Source organism: Butyrivibrio sp. INlla21 (assembly GCF_900116875.1).
In the GTDB taxonomy this organism is placed as follows: domain Bacteria; phylum Bacillota; class Clostridia; order Lachnospirales; family Lachnospiraceae; genus Butyrivibrio.
In genome coordinates this window covers 114,419-130,166 of the sequence record NZ_FPCC01000005.1, presented here as the reverse complement: position 1 = coordinate 130,166, position 15,748 = coordinate 114,419, and the positions used below count along the sequence as shown (strand labels likewise).

At 40.3% G+C, this 15,748-nt stretch carries 16 protein-coding genes; 10 read left to right on the top strand and 6 right to left on the bottom strand.

Annotated elements, in window-relative coordinates; all coding sequences use genetic code 11:
- The first annotated feature begins 21 nt into the window (after positions 1-21).
- The 5 genes from BM377_RS04225 to BM377_RS04205 all read left to right on the top strand — a co-directional run bounded on the left by BM377_RS04225 (position 22) and on the right by BM377_RS04205 (position 3,595).
- Positions 22-735 carry an ABC transporter ATP-binding protein gene (locus BM377_RS04225; protein ID WP_092244201.1) on the top strand — a complete coding sequence of 238 codons (714 nt, stop codon included), beginning with the start codon at positions 22-24 and terminating at the stop codon, positions 733-735.
- Between the two features lie 23 nt (positions 736-758).
- Complete coding sequence (locus BM377_RS04220) at positions 759-1,394, top strand: cytidylate kinase-like family protein (RefSeq protein ID WP_092244198.1); 636 nt, start codon at positions 759-761, stop codon at positions 1,392-1,394.
- A 231-nt stretch (positions 1,395-1,625) separates the two neighbouring features.
- Positions 1,626-2,666, top strand: a complete 1,041-nt coding sequence (locus tag BM377_RS04215; protein WP_092244195.1) for a 5'-3' exonuclease — start codon at positions 1,626-1,628, stop codon at positions 2,664-2,666.
- Positions 2,667-2,674: 8 nt separating this feature from the next.
- Positions 2,675-3,394, top strand: coding sequence for a lysophospholipid acyltransferase family protein (locus tag BM377_RS04210; protein ID WP_092244192.1), 720 nt, complete (start codon positions 2,675-2,677; stop codon positions 3,392-3,394).
- 18 nt (positions 3,395-3,412) lie between these two features.
- Positions 3,413-3,595 (top strand): hypothetical protein, encoded by a 183-nt coding sequence (locus tag BM377_RS04205; protein WP_092244188.1) that lies wholly within the window; start codon positions 3,413-3,415, stop codon positions 3,593-3,595.
- Between the two features lie 64 nt (positions 3,596-3,659).
- Here the strand turns inward: BM377_RS04205 and BM377_RS04200 are convergent, their stop codons facing one another.
- The 3 genes from BM377_RS04200 to BM377_RS16280 form a co-directional block, all read right to left on the bottom strand.
- Entirely contained in the window at positions 3,660-5,084 is a 1,425-nt protein-coding gene (locus tag BM377_RS04200) for an MBOAT family O-acyltransferase (protein WP_092244185.1), read from the bottom strand.
- 23 nt (positions 5,085-5,107) lie between these two features.
- Positions 5,108-6,601, bottom strand: a complete 1,494-nt coding sequence (locus BM377_RS04195; protein WP_092244182.1) for a hypothetical protein — start codon at positions 6,599-6,601, stop codon at positions 5,108-5,110.
- A 128-nt stretch (positions 6,602-6,729) separates the two neighbouring features.
- On the bottom strand, positions 6,730-6,897 hold the full coding sequence (locus BM377_RS16280) for a hypothetical protein (RefSeq protein ID WP_158588639.1): 168 nt from the start codon (positions 6,895-6,897) through the stop codon (positions 6,730-6,732).
- Between the two features lie 170 nt (positions 6,898-7,067).
- On the opposite strand from BM377_RS16280, the gene BM377_RS04190 reads away from it, so the two are divergent.
- From BM377_RS04190 to BM377_RS04180, 3 genes are all read left to right on the top strand, one after another.
- On the top strand, positions 7,068-7,271 hold the full coding sequence (locus BM377_RS04190) for a DUF6465 family protein (protein ID WP_092244180.1): 204 nt from the start codon (positions 7,068-7,070) through the stop codon (positions 7,269-7,271).
- A gap of 170 nt (positions 7,272-7,441) precedes the next feature.
- On the top strand, positions 7,442-8,635 hold the full coding sequence (pseC, locus tag BM377_RS04185) for a UDP-4-amino-4,6-dideoxy-N-acetyl-beta-L-altrosamine transaminase (RefSeq protein ID WP_092244177.1): 1,194 nt from the start codon (positions 7,442-7,444) through the stop codon (positions 8,633-8,635).
- A gap of 52 nt (positions 8,636-8,687) precedes the next feature.
- Positions 8,688-9,305 carry a superoxide dismutase gene (locus tag BM377_RS04180; RefSeq protein ID WP_092244174.1) on the top strand — a complete coding sequence of 206 codons (618 nt, stop codon included), beginning with the start codon at positions 8,688-8,690 and terminating at the stop codon, positions 9,303-9,305.
- Between the two features lie 332 nt (positions 9,306-9,637).
- Here BM377_RS04180 and BM377_RS04175 read toward each other — a convergent pair whose 3' ends face one another.
- Positions 9,638-11,833, bottom strand: coding sequence for a CotH kinase family protein (locus BM377_RS04175; RefSeq protein WP_092244171.1), 2,196 nt, complete (start codon positions 11,831-11,833; stop codon positions 9,638-9,640).
- A 58-nt stretch (positions 11,834-11,891) separates the two neighbouring features.
- On the opposite strand from BM377_RS04175, the gene BM377_RS04170 reads away from it, so the two are divergent.
- On the top strand, positions 11,892-13,007 hold the full coding sequence (locus BM377_RS04170; RefSeq protein ID WP_092244168.1) for a bifunctional glycosyltransferase family 2/GtrA family protein: 1,116 nt from the start codon (positions 11,892-11,894) through the stop codon (positions 13,005-13,007).
- Here BM377_RS04170 and BM377_RS04165 read toward each other — a convergent pair.
- Both BM377_RS04165 and BM377_RS04160 read right to left on the bottom strand, forming a co-directional pair.
- Positions 12,950-13,735 (bottom strand): type III pantothenate kinase, encoded by a 786-nt coding sequence (locus BM377_RS04165; RefSeq protein WP_092244165.1) that lies wholly within the window; start codon positions 13,733-13,735, stop codon positions 12,950-12,952. The genes BM377_RS04170 and BM377_RS04165 overlap by 58 nt on opposite strands.
- A gap of 12 nt (positions 13,736-13,747) precedes the next feature.
- The gene (locus BM377_RS04160; protein ID WP_092244161.1) at positions 13,748-14,392 is read right to left on the bottom strand and encodes an ECF transporter S component; all 645 of its coding nucleotides are present in this window, start codon (positions 14,390-14,392) and stop codon (positions 13,748-13,750) included.
- A gap of 141 nt (positions 14,393-14,533) precedes the next feature.
- Between BM377_RS04160 and coaBC the strand changes: the two genes are divergently transcribed.
- Positions 14,534-15,745 (top strand): bifunctional phosphopantothenoylcysteine decarboxylase/phosphopantothenate--cysteine ligase CoaBC, encoded by a 1,212-nt coding sequence (coaBC, locus tag BM377_RS04155; protein WP_092244158.1) that lies wholly within the window; start codon positions 14,534-14,536, stop codon positions 15,743-15,745.
- The last annotated feature ends 3 nt before the right edge of the window (positions 15,746-15,748 follow it).

The window sequence follows — 15,748 nt, the reverse complement described above, 5'->3', positions numbered from 1 at the left end:
GAATAGAATAGAGGTTATCATATGGATCAAATACTACAAGTTAGTAATTTAAGTGTATACTACGGCGTTATCAAAGCCCTTAAAGGAATTTCTTTTCATGTAAATAAGGGTGAGATCGTGGCTCTTATAGGTGCGAACGGAGCAGGCAAGACCACGACTCTTCATACTCTTTCGGGACTTATTCAAGCAAACGCCGGTGAAATAGACTATAATGGAATTAATTTAAGAAAGACTCCCAATCATAAGATTGTTGGAATGGGTATGGCCCAGGTTCCCGAGGGAAGAAGAGTTTTTGCCGAGATGACGGTCCTTCAGAATCTTAAGATGGGTGCTTTCACAAGATCGAGTAAGGCAGAAATGGAAGAGACACTCGCTGATATATACAAGCGTTTCCCAAGACTTGAGGAGAGAAAAAATCAGCTTGCGGGAACTCTTTCCGGCGGTGAGCAGCAGATGCTTGCAATGGGACGTGCGCTTATGTCTCATCCCGATCTCATTCTTATGGATGAACCTTCAATGGGGCTTTCACCGATCTTTGTAAATGAGATATTTAAGATAATTGAGGATGTTAATAAGGACGGAGTTACCGTTCTTTTGGTTGAGCAGAACGCGAAGAAGGCTCTTTCAATCGCAAACAGAGCTTATGTCCTTGAGACGGGAAGTATTGTAAAAGAAGGCGACGCCAAAGACCTTCTCAACGATGAGGCCATAAAAAAAGCTTATTTAGGTGAGTAGAGCACTTCAAGGGGGATAAAAGCATGAAGAAAAACATTGTCATTACAATCGCAAGGCAGTATGGAAGCGGCGGTAGAACCGTGGGCAAGATGCTTGCAAAGGATCTTGGTATCAATTATTACAACAAGGATCTTATAAAGCTTGCATCGGAAGAGAGTGGTATAAATGAGGATCTCTTCAGAGAAGCAGACGAGCGTTGCAGAACGGTTGGTTTCTTCAAGGCGCCTGTAAATGTTTATACGGGTGAGATAATCGGTCCGGACAGTAAGGAATTTACCGAGCCTGACAATCTCTTTAATTTCCAGGCAAAAACAATAAAGAATCTCGCAGATAAAGAGAGCTGTGTTATAATAGGTCGTGCTGCGAACTTTGTGCTCAAGGATTACGACAACGTTCTAAGTGTATTTGTACATGCGCCTATGAACTACCTGCTTGAGCAGGCTGCGAAAGTTCAGAGTCTTCGCGGAGATGAGCTTGAAAAGTTTATCCGCAAGGAAGATAAGTACAGATCTGAATACTATGAGCATCACACAGGACGTAAGTGGTCGGATGCGCGAAATTATGACCTATGTCTGGACAGCAGTAAGCTTGGCTTTGAGGGCTGCGTAGAGGCCATCAAGGCGCATATGAGAGTGAGATTTGGGGATTGTCTCTCTTAATATTTGAGAAAGTTTTTTAGAAAAAAGCACTTGCATATCTTGTTAGCATATGCTAATATGTCTTTGTTAGCAAATGCTAACAAAGTAAATGCGTCAATGCCAAGGCGTTATTTACACGTGACATACAATAGTCATAAGAAATCTCCTACCTGAACAGGTGCATCTTGCCAATGCACCTGTTTTCTTTTATCATTAAAATTGCGAAAAAACATAAAAATCCATGGAGATATAATGGCAAACGAGAAATTCATACTAATTGACGGAAGTTCTATGCTAGTGACAAACTACTATGGCAATCTTCCCAAGGCAATTATGTTCGAAAAGGATCCTGAGAAAAAGGAAAAACTTTACTCTCAGATCATGCATAATGCCAAGGGACAGTATACCAATGCGATGTTTGGCATGATGAGAACAATTCTTAAAATAATAGATGAGCAGAAGCCTACGCATATCATGTTCGCTTTCGATATGACGAGAGATACCTTCAGAAGAGAGAAATATGCCGAATATAAGGCAAACCGAGGGGATACGCCCGAACCTTTGAAGGAGCAGTTCGTCAATATGGAGAATATGTTGAAGGAAATGGGCTTTAAGGTCCTTTTTGACGAGAATTATGAGGCGGATGACATCGTGGGAAGCGTGGCCGGACGCTATGAGAAAGACATTCCCATGTATATAATCACCAAAGACCATGATTATTTACAGCTTGTGACCGATCATACAAGAGTTTGGCTTATACAGACCAAGCAGGAGACTGCCAATGAGCTTCAAACCAAGTATGGAGCAGAGTATGGGTGGGACAGTAAGCTTGCGGCCATACCTGATAAGGCATTTGAAGTTACACCGGATCTATGTCTTAAGGAATATGGTGTTCGTCCCGACCAAATACCCGATCTTAAGGGAATCCAAGGTGATTCAAGCGATAACATCCCGGGGGTTAAGGGAGTTAGCAGCGCTGCATTACCTCTTTTGGCTGAGTATGGCACTGTTGAGGGCATATATGAGGCAATTGATGATTGCAAAGATGATAAGGAGCAAAAAGAGCTGGCCAAGAAGTGGAAAGAAGAGCTTGGCATCTCCAGAAGCCCTTTAAAGGCGCTTATCGAGTATCGTGATCTTGCAATATTGTCTAAAGATCTCGCAGAGATCAGGAAAGATTATCCTTTTGATATTTCACTTGATGATTTCAAGCTCAATTTTGATAAAACCAAGGCAAAAGAGCAATTCGAGATATACGGGTTTAAATCACTATTGGATAAGATTGGAGTATAATTTTCTAAATGAGGAATTATTATCATACGATACTGATCAATCTACATAAGATCATTTATTACATCATCAAAGCCAGGATATGGGTCAGAAACCCTCAGAAGCACTCGGAAGAGGACTGTTATGCTGTGGCAAGAGAGATGGTAGATGTCATGAACAGATCATCAGGCTATAAAACCATAGCATACGGAGCCGAGAATCTTCCCAAGGAAGGTGGTTACATGCTATATCCCAATCATCAAGGTAAATATGATGTTCCCGGGATTTTTGCAACACACGAAAAGCCGATTTCTTTTGTTATGGATATAGAGAGGTCGAAGATACCGCTTGTTTATGAGTTTTTATTACTGGTTAGAGGAAAGTCTATTTATCTTAATAATCCCAGACAGACAATAACAGTTTTTCAGGAGATGGCAAAAGAACTGGAACAAGGAAAGAAGTACATTCTTTTCCCGGAAGGCGGATATAAGGAAAATAACGGCAATGTTGTTGAACCGTTTAAAGCCGGAAGCTTTAAGGTTGCGCAGATGTCCAAAGTTCCGATAGTGCCGGTGGCGCTTGTTGATTCTTATAAAGTTTATAACAGTGATCATTACGGACCGGTGACGACATATGTATACTATCTTGAGCCGATAATGTATGATGAATATAAGAATATGAAGACCAAGGATATAGCAGCATTGGTTGAGAATAGGATCAAAGATAAGATAAAAGAGCATTTGGCGGGCTGATACGGCGCGGAGGATGATATGGGAAAAATTTTGGCTGTTTTGGCAGCAGTTATTTTTATAATTGCGGTGGTAGTGTTCACTATCGGTGAACTTAACAAGAATAATGAAGAAGAGCCCGAGACATATCGGTGGATGCGCATTTTTGCCATTGTTCTGGTGGTTATGGCGGCAGCATGTGCAATAAAAAGCGTAGGGTTTTAAGAATAGTTTTTAATGCAGAAAATAATGAACCGAGACAAAGAACATAATTCTTTGTCTCGGTTTTTTAAAATGACATATAGTAAAAGGTTGCAGGATCGACAGTTTCGCCGTATATGCCGAATACTATTGTAAACAGCAAAATTGCAAGAGTGAATATTACTCTGAATACAGGACCTTGAATCTTAAGCCAACTGTCGACTCTTAAATTGTTCTTATAAGTGACAAAGTCCATACCGGCCAGGATAAGCAGTGCCGTTATGAGAATAAGTACTTCCTGAATTCCAAGTCCAAACGAAAAAAGCTTGTTCATATCTGATAGGATCCAGAAATCCTTGACGGTAAACATTTGTTTAATATATGCACATGCAATCTTGGTTGAATCTGCCTTAAAAAAGATCCAGGCAAAATCTACCAGTACAAACGTAACTACAGCTCTTAAAAAGCGCCCGCCGAAGGGGATGGAGCTTTTATCTTTTTTCATGAGTCCAATATCGGTAAGAAGGTTTTCTATCATGATATAGAGCCCATGAAGGCAACCCCATACCAAAAAGCTAAGGCCCGAACCATGCCATATACCACTTATAACAAAGGTAATAAATGTGTTGAGATATTTTCTCAGCTTACCTTTTCTGTTTCCGCCAAGTGGAATGTAAACATAATCTCTAAGCCACGAGCTGAGCGATATATGCCATCTTCTCCAGAAGTCTGTGACAGATACAGACAGGTAAGGAGCCTTAAAGTTATCCATTATGCCGATATTAAACATTCCGGCAATTCCCAGAGCTATGTGTGAATAAGCCATAAAATCACAGTAAAGCTGCATTCCGAAGCTGATCGCACCTATTATCAGAACCGTGGTTCCGTAGCGATAATAAGTTGAGAAAATAGTATTGGAAACTATTGAAAGTCTGTCAGCTATCACAAGCTTTACGAACATTCCGAATATGATGATTATTGCATTGTCACACAGTCTGTTTATATCCAATAAATCTTTTCTAGAACAAGAGTCAAGCTTCTTGAATTGAGGAATCAGATTACCGCCTCTCTCAATAGGACCGGAAATAACAGTGGGAAAGAATGCGATATATAAGAGAACATAAAGAGGATTATTCTCTGTTTCTATTTTTCCTGTATAACAATCTGAAATGTAGGAAATGGCTTCCAAGGCAAAGAATGACAATCCAAGCGGAGAGGCATTTTTGATCCCCGTGTATCTAAATGCAAGCATAAGTCCTACTATTACAATGATACTTGAGAAAAGAATCACTTTTTTGGCGGCCTGAGAACCAAGCTTTTTTATTGCCATTGTCGAAACGTATGAAACAACGCCCATTGCAGGCAGGATATAAAAAGATGCCGTTCCGCAAATGTAATAAAGGAAAAAGCTTAATGCAAGAAGTAAAAAAGAACGGATCTTTTTGGGAACTATGAATTCCAGCAGAAGTATTATAAATACTAAAGGAAAGAGCAACTGGTAAGTAATAAACATTGGTAATCTCCATTTATATCAGTTTAATCAATTTCGTTTCTAATTAGTTTGCCTTCGTCAGGGCATGCATCAACACCAATAGAATCAACAACAATATCCAGACTGTCGTCATATATAGTAACGTTAAGTCCATCGCTGTTTATGATGTAGTTTTCATTCCAAATATATATTCCGTCTTCAAAAGGACTATCTTCGGAACCTGATGTAACTCTGTCTATGGACACAACGGCGTTTTCAAATTTGTGTGAATAAGAATAAGTTTCACATCCGCCGGAGTAATATAAGATGTTACCGCGATAGAGTATTACCGTTCCGCCTTTTTCATAGAAATCTTCCGGAACGGGAGCTTTTTCGAGGATGCTCTGAATAGATCCGTCCGATTCGGAAGTATAATCACCGGAAAGAGTCAGTATTACCATATAATTGCTTAATTGACCGGCAAAGAGGTCTGACCATTCTGCTATATTATTTGTTTTTTCAAAGCTTTCTTTTAATTGAAGTACTTGCCATGCCTTAAGGTCTTTATTCCAGGTTTCATAGCCCGGATCTTGTCTGTGATCTTTAATGCCATAGTTTTCTATGAGATATTTTCCGAGATAATCAGTTATCTTTTCACCACCGCTGAGATTTACGTGATTAAGATCTCTTGCCTGGTCAGTGTGTATATCAAAGCCAATTTCATCCACAAGATAATTAAAATCAATAAACGGGACGTTGTTCGCCGCAGCTATATCCGAAATGGTATTTTGCTGTGCCAGAGTTGTCTCGGGTGCAGGATATGGAGTATGGAAAAGAACAAGGTGAATATTCTTTTCTTCGCACAGTTTTATTGTTTTATCAAGGTAGTTACGACCAATATCACTGATAGGAGCGCGTTCCTCAGATGTTACTATCTCTGCCTCCTCCTCAGGAACAGAATAAAGAGGTAATGTATCGGAGACCAGATAAGGTGTATCTATTACGAAATCGTCTTTTGTCAGACTTGAATAGCGATCATGCATGAGGGGCCACTTATAAAGAAGCTGGATACCTTCGGTTTTTAGGGGAAGATTAAAGTTCTTTATTTGTGCTGATGCCAATTTAAGATAATTAACAGAATATCTGAAAGCGGCGTCACTTTGTATTCTGCCTTCATATTCGGTGTCGGGTGTTTCCATGTTATCATCGGGAATAAGGGCGGTTTCTACCATTATCACCTTGGGATCTGAATGCTTGAGGAATTCAACTATGGAATGATAGGTGACATCAATTGGCTGCGAATTGCCGGCAATTGTATATGATGCGATTCCATAGTCTCTCCACAGATTCCTTCCTACAAGCTGTCCTGCATGACTGCTTCCTATAAAAAGAACATCGCTGTTCTGCGCATACCCTTCGTATACATCATACATTCGTGCTTCTGATGAATGTCCCTTGATAACAAGAGCGTTCATCAGCTGTGTAGATAAGATAATGAAAGCAATAATAAATGCTATTAGTTCTATAAGTCTTAATAAGGCTTGCTTATTTTTAATCATTCTTTCGCTCCGATTCAAATTTGTAATAACACATTTTAACATATTTTTGTGAAATAAAAAAAGGACACGCATGATCGCTCATTACGTGCCCTAAATAAAAAAGGATATTTAGTTTATTTGGTCAAATGTTATTTCCACTTTTTTAGTCCTTCAAATGCATATCCCGATAAATCTACTCCGCAGTCAACGCTGCTGAGAGTATTGAGATCGGGTTTAAAGGTCCTAACGTGCATAACCTGAAGAGGCGGTTTTGGAGTGGTTCTTATTCTGGAAGCTATAGTTTTCTTATTAGCCATGGCAGATACCTCCTTGTCTCTTGGTAGGTATATTATAAACGAGAGAAATAAAATAAGAATAAAGGAAGCTTAAAAAAACACGGATAATTAAATAAACATTCACTTTTGTCATAATAAGGTGTAAAATAGAACGTAATTAAGACTACTAATCTTCTGAGGGGAGGGTAATGATGGCAGAAACAAAAACAAAGATTGAGCTACAGTACAGTAGCCTGTCTATAGGAGAGGATAAGATTGTCTCCAAGGCAAAAAAAGCATATGGCAAAAGAGATATTAAAGAGCTTAATATCTATGTAAAGCCTGAAGAGGGAAAAGCATATTACGTTGTTAACGGAGATCCTTCAAAAAGCGGAGACTTTGACCTCTATGATTAATTATAAACAGTGATGAAGCGTGGCCGAAGAGATAAATATCTCTTCGGCTATTTTGTACACGTGTCGGGTACTCTGAGACCATGGAATATGGTATAATCTGATGACAGACAATTACTATCGGAATATCTTTTTAGAATGGATATATTTAGGATACGGAAAGAAGGACAACAATGGATAAACTTGCAATTCTCGGTGGAACTCCGGTAAGAGACGAGAAGATTTATTACGGTCGTCAGTGGATTGATGATGACGATGTGAATGCAGTTGCAAAGGCACTTAAGGGAGAGCTTATAACATGTGGACCGTTCGTAGCGGAACTTGAGAAAAGAATCTGTGAAGTGACCGGAGCAAAATACGCAGTAGCAGTCAGTAACGGAACAGCCGCTCTACATTGTGCAATGATAGCGGCAGGAGTGGGAGAAGGAGATGAAGTAATAACAACTCCTCTGACATTTGCGGCTTCTGCAAACTGTGCTGTGTATGTCGGCGCTAAGCCGGTTTTTGCGGATATTGATCCAAGAACCTATAATATCGATCCGGACAGTATTGAGAAGCATATAACCGATAAGACCAAAGCAATTGTGGCGGTTGACTATACAGGACAGGCAGTGGATCATAAGAGAATTCAGAAGATATGTGATGAGCATGGTCTTACGCTTATCATTGACGGAGCACATGCAATCGGAACCAAGTATGACGGCAAAGGAGAGGGTTCGATCGCTGATATGACAACATTCAGCTTCCACCCCGTTAAGACTGTTACAGCCGGAGAAGGCGGTGCGATCACAACCAATGATCCTGAATTATACAGAAAGCTTCACCTTGCTTCACAGCATGGTATTGTAAGAAATCCGGATGAGTTCAAGCATGAAGCTGAAGGTATTTGGTACTATGAGATGCAGGAACTCGGATTTAACTACAGAATGACGGATTTTCAGGCAGCTCTTTTGATCAGTCAGCTTAATAAACTGGATAAGTTCTCGAAGAGAAGAAAAGAGATCGTAAAGAAATATGATGAAGCCTTTAAAGATGTTCCGGGAATAATAGTTCAGGAAGAAATACCGGAATCCGATACTACAAGGCATCTTTACGTGATACAGCTTGATTTTGATGTGGTCAAATGCACCAGAAGAGAGTTTTTTGATGCACTTTCCGCAGAAAATGTGCAGCCGCAGGTTCACTATGTACCTGTATATTGGTTCCCTTTCTATGAAAGAATGGGATATCAAAGGGGACTGTGCCCTGTTGCGGAAAAGGTTTACAAAGGTATCATGAGCATACCGCTTTATCCACTTATGACTGACAGCGATGTCGATGACGTTATTGAGGCGGTAAAGAAGGTTGTTTCTTGGTATAAAAAGTAATACCACTGTTATAATGAACAATTAAATCTTGAATTATGAAGGGAGAATCGCTATGTACGAACAGATCAAGTTACCTTATGCTACAAATGCGCTGGAGCCGTATATTGATCAGCTCACAGTTGAAACTCACCATGGCAAGCATCATGCCACCTACACCAAGACATTTAATGAATTGGCTGAGAAAGCAGGACTTAGCAACCTTTCGGCAGAAGAGCTTCTGGCTTCTCTTGATAAAGTTTCCGATGAGACTTTGAAGAAGGGACTTCGAAATCAGGGCGGAGGATATTATAATCATAACCTGTATTTTGAGATGTTTTCCGATAGTCCGGCCAAAGAACCTAACGGTAAGCTAAAAGAAGCAATAGATAAAACTTTCGGAAGTCTCGATGAGCTTAAGGATCAATTGTCCAAGGCAGCAGCCGGACAATTCGGCTCCGGATGGGCATGGCTTTCAACAGATAAGGCGGGAGCATTGTTTGTATCGGCATCTCCCAATCAAGACAATCCGATTAGTGAGGGCACCGGAAGAATACCGATCATAGGATTGGATGTATGGGAACATGCATACTACCTTAAATATAAGAATTTGAGACCCGATTATATCAAGGCCTTTTTTGAAGTACTTGACTGGGCTAAGGTATCGGAAAGATATGATCAGATAACAAAATAAAAAACAAAAACACCACTTGCAAAGACTTTGCAGTGGTGTTTTTATTTTGGGTTTATCAGCGCGGCTGCGTGCACTGAGCGGAACTCACGTACAGAGCGCAGGAGAAGGGAAAAAAAGATAATTTCTGAATCGCGCGAATAAGAATTTATCATATACGAAAAAGCGAAACAAGGAAAAACAAAATTTCTTTGTGAAAACTTTGTGAAAAAGAAAACAATTATTTCGAATGGATATGGAATCTAATGAAATAAAATTTTAAATTGATTCAATATGTGCGACTCCATGAATTATTGTCTTTTTCTAAAAAAGCTGCTTTTTATAATATAGAAAATTCAGTCAGATAATCCCAGATCGTTTTTCATATAGTTTGTAATGTATGAAGCTCGTTCCTTAAAAAAGTCGTCAATGACCGCAATATCGGCATTGTAGTCATCTTCGGAATAGGGCGGAGTGAAGTCTTCGCCGGGTTCATAACTGCTGACCACAAAGTCACCGCGGAATCTTTCTTGTGATTTTATATCGGCGTCTTTACATTTTGCCGAAAGTATTGAAAGCTTCTCGTGAACGCTTTCGTATTGAAAGTTTTTTTCTGTCATTTCAATAAAAGAGCTGACGAAACGTTCTTTGAATTCCTCGTTTTTTATTATTGAAGAGAAAAGTTTATCTCCGTTTAACGGGCTTATTTCCCAATGGCCTTCGATAAATGAATCGATTGAAGCATTGGTCAACTCTGTGATCATAGCACATGATTCATCAAGGTCATATAAAAGCCATCTCCATTTGCCGTCGCCGTATTTATCACCGGTAGGATTCTTGGCTCTCCAAAGTGCAAGGTTATTGGAGAAAGCATCTCCGTTGGCAACATATATTTCTGTGATGTAGTAATCTATCAGACTCTGAATATCTATCTTATCTTCCACATATCTGTAATTGGAATCGACTGCCATATCGTTGGTCGAAATATAATCAACCAAGTCGGTATATAGTTTTAGATCCTCAGGATCGTCAGTACTTACTTCGTTGTTTTTGATGATGATAACATTATCTTCATCAATTCCGTAATGTTCATGAATGTATGACTCACCGATTCCCTCTTGAATAAAATACATTCCCCAATATTCACCGTTTAGGAACAAGGCGCATGGTATGGCACGTTGAATCCCGACATCTCTGTCCGCTACAAGGCTTTGGCAAAAAACATCTCTTTGCTTAGTCACAAACAGATCGTTTGAGCCTCCGGTTCTAAGAACAACCTTACTGTATCCGTTTCCGTTGCCTTTAAAGAAATCGTATTTAAAGTATTCATTTCCATCGTATTCGGCTCTTGAATACAGATTAAAACTCTTTTGATTCTGCCCTATACTAAATCCGCCGTGAATCCTGATCCCGGCTTTTTGTTCAAATACCTTATGATGATCTTCTGAGAAAAATTCAATGTTAACCGGGCGTTCCCAGCCGCGACCTTCTTTTCCGTAGTTACAGTAATCATAGATATATTCAAAGGGATCAAGATCCATTTTTTCGCCATATATGTCTTTTACCTTGCCTTGTACGTAGATGCCCTTTTCATAACCGAAAAGATCGTCGGGATCCATAGATACAGACATGATGGAAATTCCGTCATAACCGTAACTATCAAGACCAACAAAGTATGTCTGTGATACGATCTCACTCGTTCCGTTGTCGGTTATGGCAACAGCTTTAAGAACTGTTCCCTTATCGACGGGAAAATCAGGTATATATGTATTGGCGGTAGCTATATCGCCCATTGCCGACCAAATGTTGGGCTCCTGCGTTCTGTTACTTATGGTTATAGGACCCTCATATTTGTATGATTCGGAGTCAGGGACAGATCCGTTTAGAGAATAATAAATATCTCCTTTTGGAGCATCCAAAGTCACTACAACGTCGCCGTCATACCATCCACCTTTTATTGAAAAAGAAGGAGCTTCCAATATTTCTTTTTTCTCGGGAATAAAAGTCTCTTCTACATAATATGGAGTTGCCGAAGTGATATTATATCTTCCCGGATCGTCTAAGCAGGAAGCATAACATTTGTTGTCGGGAAGATCGTATGGGATGGGAAGCCTTTGAACATACTTTTCATCGGGGCTTGTGAGAATGCACACTTCGCCTTTTGAAATCTTGAAAGGAATATCGTGGATGTCGGAGGGGACATAGTCATCCCTGTATAAAGAAGTATCGTCTATGCATGGACTGCTCCAAGCAATAACAGCTTGTCCCGGCTCTACAGTTACATCACCGAATGTGTATTTGAACAGATCTTTTCTGCTATCGGTAAGTCCCCAGCCCAATAAACTGACGGGGCCATCGGAACTGTTGTAGATCTCGATATAATCTGCACCGTAATCGCCGTTGTCATCGTAGGCGGCATTTTTATTGCAAGCGCAGATTTCTGTAATGGTAAGCGGAAATCTGCGAGCGATTCCTCTTCTTCCGATAAAAGACAGCCCAAGAACTATGAATAATAATATGAATATTAGAATAAGCGTTTTTTTTCTTGTCATGATAAACCTCTACATTCCAATATAGCGCAAAGTCAATAATTAAGCTAGAATGTAATAGATGAATGTGAATATTTCGAGTAAAGAAAACTTAATACCGGTGATCATTCCTTCATATGAACCGGACGAGCGTATGACCGTGCTGGTAAAAGAGCTGGCGGAAAGCGGGGAGTATATTGTTATAGTTGATGACGGAAGTGGCGAGGAATTCAAAGTCTTTTTTGACAAGGCAAAAGAGCTTTTGGCAGAAAACGGTGTTATTCTAAGGCATGACGTTAACAAAGGAAAAGGCGCTGCGCTTAAGACTGCGTTCAAATATGTGCTTGATAACATGACGGAGGCGGTCGGAACAGTGACTGCGGATTCTGACGGGCAGCACTGCGTAGCTTCTATAAATGATGTAAAAAAGAGCCTCTTGGAAAACAAAGATTCTCTTATTCTTGGTGTCAGAAGTCTTGAAGGAGATGACATTCCTTGGAAATCAAAGGCGGGAAATGCTATCACCAAGAAAGTTACGAGATATGTATCAGGACTGGACGTGAGTGATACGCAGACGGGCCTTCGGGGAATACCTGCTAAGTTTATGGAGGAGCTTCTTTCGGTCAAAGGGGATCGTTTTGAATTTGAAATGAGGATGCTTCTCGAAGCAAAAGGAAAGTATAAGATAATCGAAGTGCCTATCAGCACAATATATGAATCCAAGGATCATCATTCAACACATTTTAATCCGTTTGCGGATTCTATAAGAATTTACAGAGTTCTTGGTGAGAGCTTTATAAGATATATCTTTTCATCCCTTTCATCTTGTGTTTTGGATATAGCGTTGTTTTCTTTTCTTTGTTTTCTTCTTAAAGGAAAGTACGCGGGATATATTGCGATAGCGACTGTGATAGCAAGGATAGTTTCCGCTACATATAATTTTGCGCTTAACTACAAGATGGTATTTAAGAGTAATGAAAAAGTTGGAAAAGCTGCGATAAAGTATGTAACCTTAGCTGTTGTACAGATGGCGCTCAGTGCATTTTTGGTGACGATGGGAGTAAAATGGCTCGTGGTCGTTCCCGAGACTGTTGTTAAGATTGTAGTTGATACTTGCCTTTTCTTTATGAGCTATAAGATTCAACAGAAATTTGTATATATTTCGCGCAAGCCCTTCATGATGAGTTCCGGCTCATAAACAGTTTTTCCTTTTTCAGAGATCCACGGAAGAACAAACGATGCGTTTCCTCCTGTAAGGACAAGAGTTGCATTATTCATATCCGGGGCTGTTCTGATCTTATCGGCAACTTCGGATATCATGGCTGCCGTTCCGACAATAGCACCGGAAAGAAGAGATGATGCTGTATCAAGACCGACCAGATTATCGGTTTCTTTTGCGGTTATAGTTGGAAGATGAGGGACTCTGTCATGTAGTGCATCCAGAGAAGTTTGAATGCCCGGAGTGATCATTCCGCCAATAAATCTATTTTCGGAATCTACTGCCGATAATGTAGTACAGGTTCCTAGGTCGCAGACTATCACAGGAGTGCCATAGAGCTTAACTGCTCCGACTATATCGGCAATCCTGTCGGAACCAAGACTTTTTTTATCATATTGATCAAAGTTAATTCCAATATCGAGTTCACAGCTTACGATTACGGGGGTGGTTCCCGTCACAGCTTTAAGAGCCTCTTTTGCCACGTAAGAGATACTTGGAACGACACAGGAAATAACGGAGCCCGTGATGAGCTCCGTTTTATTATTACCTGAAAACGACACAAGAACAGAAGAGAAAGCTTTTTTTAACTCCTCAAGATTATAGTTCTTGTCTGTCGCAAAGCTATCAAGAGGCGTAGCTTTGTCGCCTTCCCATAAAAAAATCGCAATATTCGTATTACCAATATCTACAGTCAGTATCTTTTCCATATCATTATTAAATCATGCTCTGTGGAGCACTTTGGAAAGCACAAGTCCGAGTGTTCCTGCGAGAAGACAACCTATGGCTGCTTCAACCGTTGCCTGAACGCCGACAAGTGCGATCACAAATGACAAAGGACCGGTTGCATTTTTTGTTGCTGCAAGCTCCTGAATAAAGTCTGAATGATAAAAGAAAATGCAAAGAAGTCCCATGAAGAAAACTGTATTGAAAAGAGGCATAAGTAGTCCTGTTATGAAATAAGAAACCTTGCCCAGATGCTTTTTAAAAATAGGGAAAAGATTGCTCACGATGAATGCGTCAAGAAATCTTGCCAATACAGCAGTCAAAAATACTCCGACTGGATTTACGTTAAAAAGTGTTGAAAGAAGTCCGCTTTCCCCGGTGAGAGCAGTAAAAAAGCTGTTGAGTCCAAAAACAAGTCCGCATACAACACCGGCTGTGGGGCCGATTAACATTGCTGCGAGTGCAACGGGTACTGTTACGATTGAAACTTTAAGAAAAGGTGTGGGGATGGTTCCCAAGAAGGTGTTACCCATGATGAGCGTTACTGCGATCATAAGGGCAGTCTCCACCAAATAGAGTGTTTTTGTACTGAGTCCTTCTGACGTCTTAGTCTCGCGGCTCAGTGATGATGTGTTTTGCATATTTAGTTCTCCTTACAAAAAAGCTACCGTTTCAAATCTATTTGAATACAGTGCGTAATAAATATATCATAGATGTGGTAAAATGTCAGGAGAAATCTATAAAAAAACAAAGCGGGAAGCGATAATTAAAAGGAGATTTTGATGTTACAAGGAAAAAATGTACTTCTTGGAGTAACAGGTGGGATTGCCGCATATAAGGCAGCAGATCTTGCATCTAAGCTAATCAAACAGCATGCAAATGTAGATGTCATAATGACAGAGAATGCGACTAAGTTTGTGACTCCCCTCACCTTTGAATCAATAACTCATACCAGATGTGTGACGGATACATTTGACAGGGGAAACTACTATGAGGTTGAGCATATAGCGCTTGCAGATAAAGCGGATATTCTGGTTATAGCGCCTGCAACAGCCAATTGTATAGCCAAGCTTGCATGCGGAATTGCCGATGATATGCTTACTACGACAGCTCTTGCCTGTGATTGCATCAAGATGATCGCACCTGCGATGAATACAAAAATGTATGAAAATCCTGTGACTCAGAGAAATATGCAGACTCTGCGTGATCTCGGATATATTGTCGTAGAGCCGGGTGAGGGATTCCTTGCCTGCGGAACAGTCGGAAAAGGAAGAATGGAAGAACCTTCCGTTATAACAGATGCGATTGTTCAGGAGATAGCTTGTGAAAAAGATATGTCGGGAGTGAAGGTACTTGTAACGGCCGGCCCGACTATGGAAGCAATCGATCCGGTGAGATATATCACCAATCATTCTACCGGCAAGATGGGCTATGCCATTGCCAAGGCAGCCGCAAGAAGAGGCGCTGACGTTACGCTCGTAACCGGAAAGACCAATCTTGATAGGCCTAAGAATGTGAATGTTGTGGAGATCACATCCGCTGAGGATATGTTCAAGGAAGTGACTAAGAGAGCATCAAAACAGGACATAATAATAAAGGCGGCCGCAGTTGCGGATTATACACCTGTAAAAACGGCAACTGACAAGATCAAGAAAAAAGAATCGGATTCCGATAAGGAAATGAGCATTCCGCTTAAGAGGACAAAAGATATTTTGAAGGAGCTTGGAGAAAAGAAGAAAAAAGGACAAATTCTCTGCGGCTTTTCAATGGAGACAAAAGATCTTTTGAAAAACTCAAGAAAAAAACTTGAGAAGAAAAATCTTGATATGATATGCGCTAATAATCTTAAGGTTAAGGGGGCAGGATTTGGTGTTGATACCAATGTCCTTACTTTTATAACTAAAGACAACGAAGAGGCCCTTGAGTGCATGAGTAAAGATGATGCTTCTGATCTTCTTTTGACAAGGCTCATGAGTATGAGAGAAAAAAGGTAAACA

Bases quoted from the DNA above. Each gene is read 5' to 3' on its own strand.
- BM377_RS04225 (WP_092244201.1), top strand. From the start codon at position 22: ATGGATCAAATACTACAAGTTAGTAATTTAAGTGTATACTACGGCGTT.
- BM377_RS04220 (WP_092244198.1), top strand. From the start codon at position 759: ATGAAGAAAAACATTGTCATTACAATCGCAAGGCAGTATGGAAGCGGC.
- BM377_RS04215 (WP_092244195.1), top strand. From the start codon at position 1,626: ATGGCAAACGAGAAATTCATACTAATTGACGGAAGTTCTATGCTAGTG.
- BM377_RS04210 (WP_092244192.1), top strand. From the start codon at position 2,675: ATGAGGAATTATTATCATACGATACTGATCAATCTACATAAGATCATT.
- BM377_RS04205 (WP_092244188.1), top strand. From the start codon at position 3,413: ATGGGAAAAATTTTGGCTGTTTTGGCAGCAGTTATTTTTATAATTGCG.
- BM377_RS04200 (WP_092244185.1), bottom strand. From the start codon at position 5,084: ATGTTTATTACTTACCAGTTGCTCTTTCCTTTAGTATTTATAATACTT.
- BM377_RS04195 (WP_092244182.1), bottom strand. From the start codon at position 6,601: ATGATTAAAAATAAGCAAGCCTTATTAAGACTTATAGAACTAATAGCA.
- BM377_RS16280 (WP_158588639.1), bottom strand. From the start codon at position 6,897: ATGGCTAATAAGAAAACTATAGCTTCCAGAATAAGAACCACTCCAAAA.
- BM377_RS04190 (WP_092244180.1), top strand. From the start codon at position 7,068: ATGGCAGAAACAAAAACAAAGATTGAGCTACAGTACAGTAGCCTGTCT.
- pseC (WP_092244177.1), top strand. From the start codon at position 7,442: ATGGATAAACTTGCAATTCTCGGTGGAACTCCGGTAAGAGACGAGAAG.
- BM377_RS04180 (WP_092244174.1), top strand. From the start codon at position 8,688: ATGTACGAACAGATCAAGTTACCTTATGCTACAAATGCGCTGGAGCCG.
- BM377_RS04175 (WP_092244171.1), bottom strand. From the start codon at position 11,833: ATGACAAGAAAAAAAACGCTTATTCTAATATTCATATTATTATTCATA.
- BM377_RS04170 (WP_092244168.1), top strand. From the start codon at position 11,892: ATGAATGTGAATATTTCGAGTAAAGAAAACTTAATACCGGTGATCATT.
- BM377_RS04165 (WP_092244165.1), bottom strand. From the start codon at position 13,735: ATGGAAAAGATACTGACTGTAGATATTGGTAATACGAATATTGCGATT.
- BM377_RS04160 (WP_092244161.1), bottom strand. From the start codon at position 14,392: ATGCAAAACACATCATCACTGAGCCGCGAGACTAAGACGTCAGAAGGA.
- coaBC (WP_092244158.1), top strand. From the start codon at position 14,534: ATGTTACAAGGAAAAAATGTACTTCTTGGAGTAACAGGTGGGATTGCC.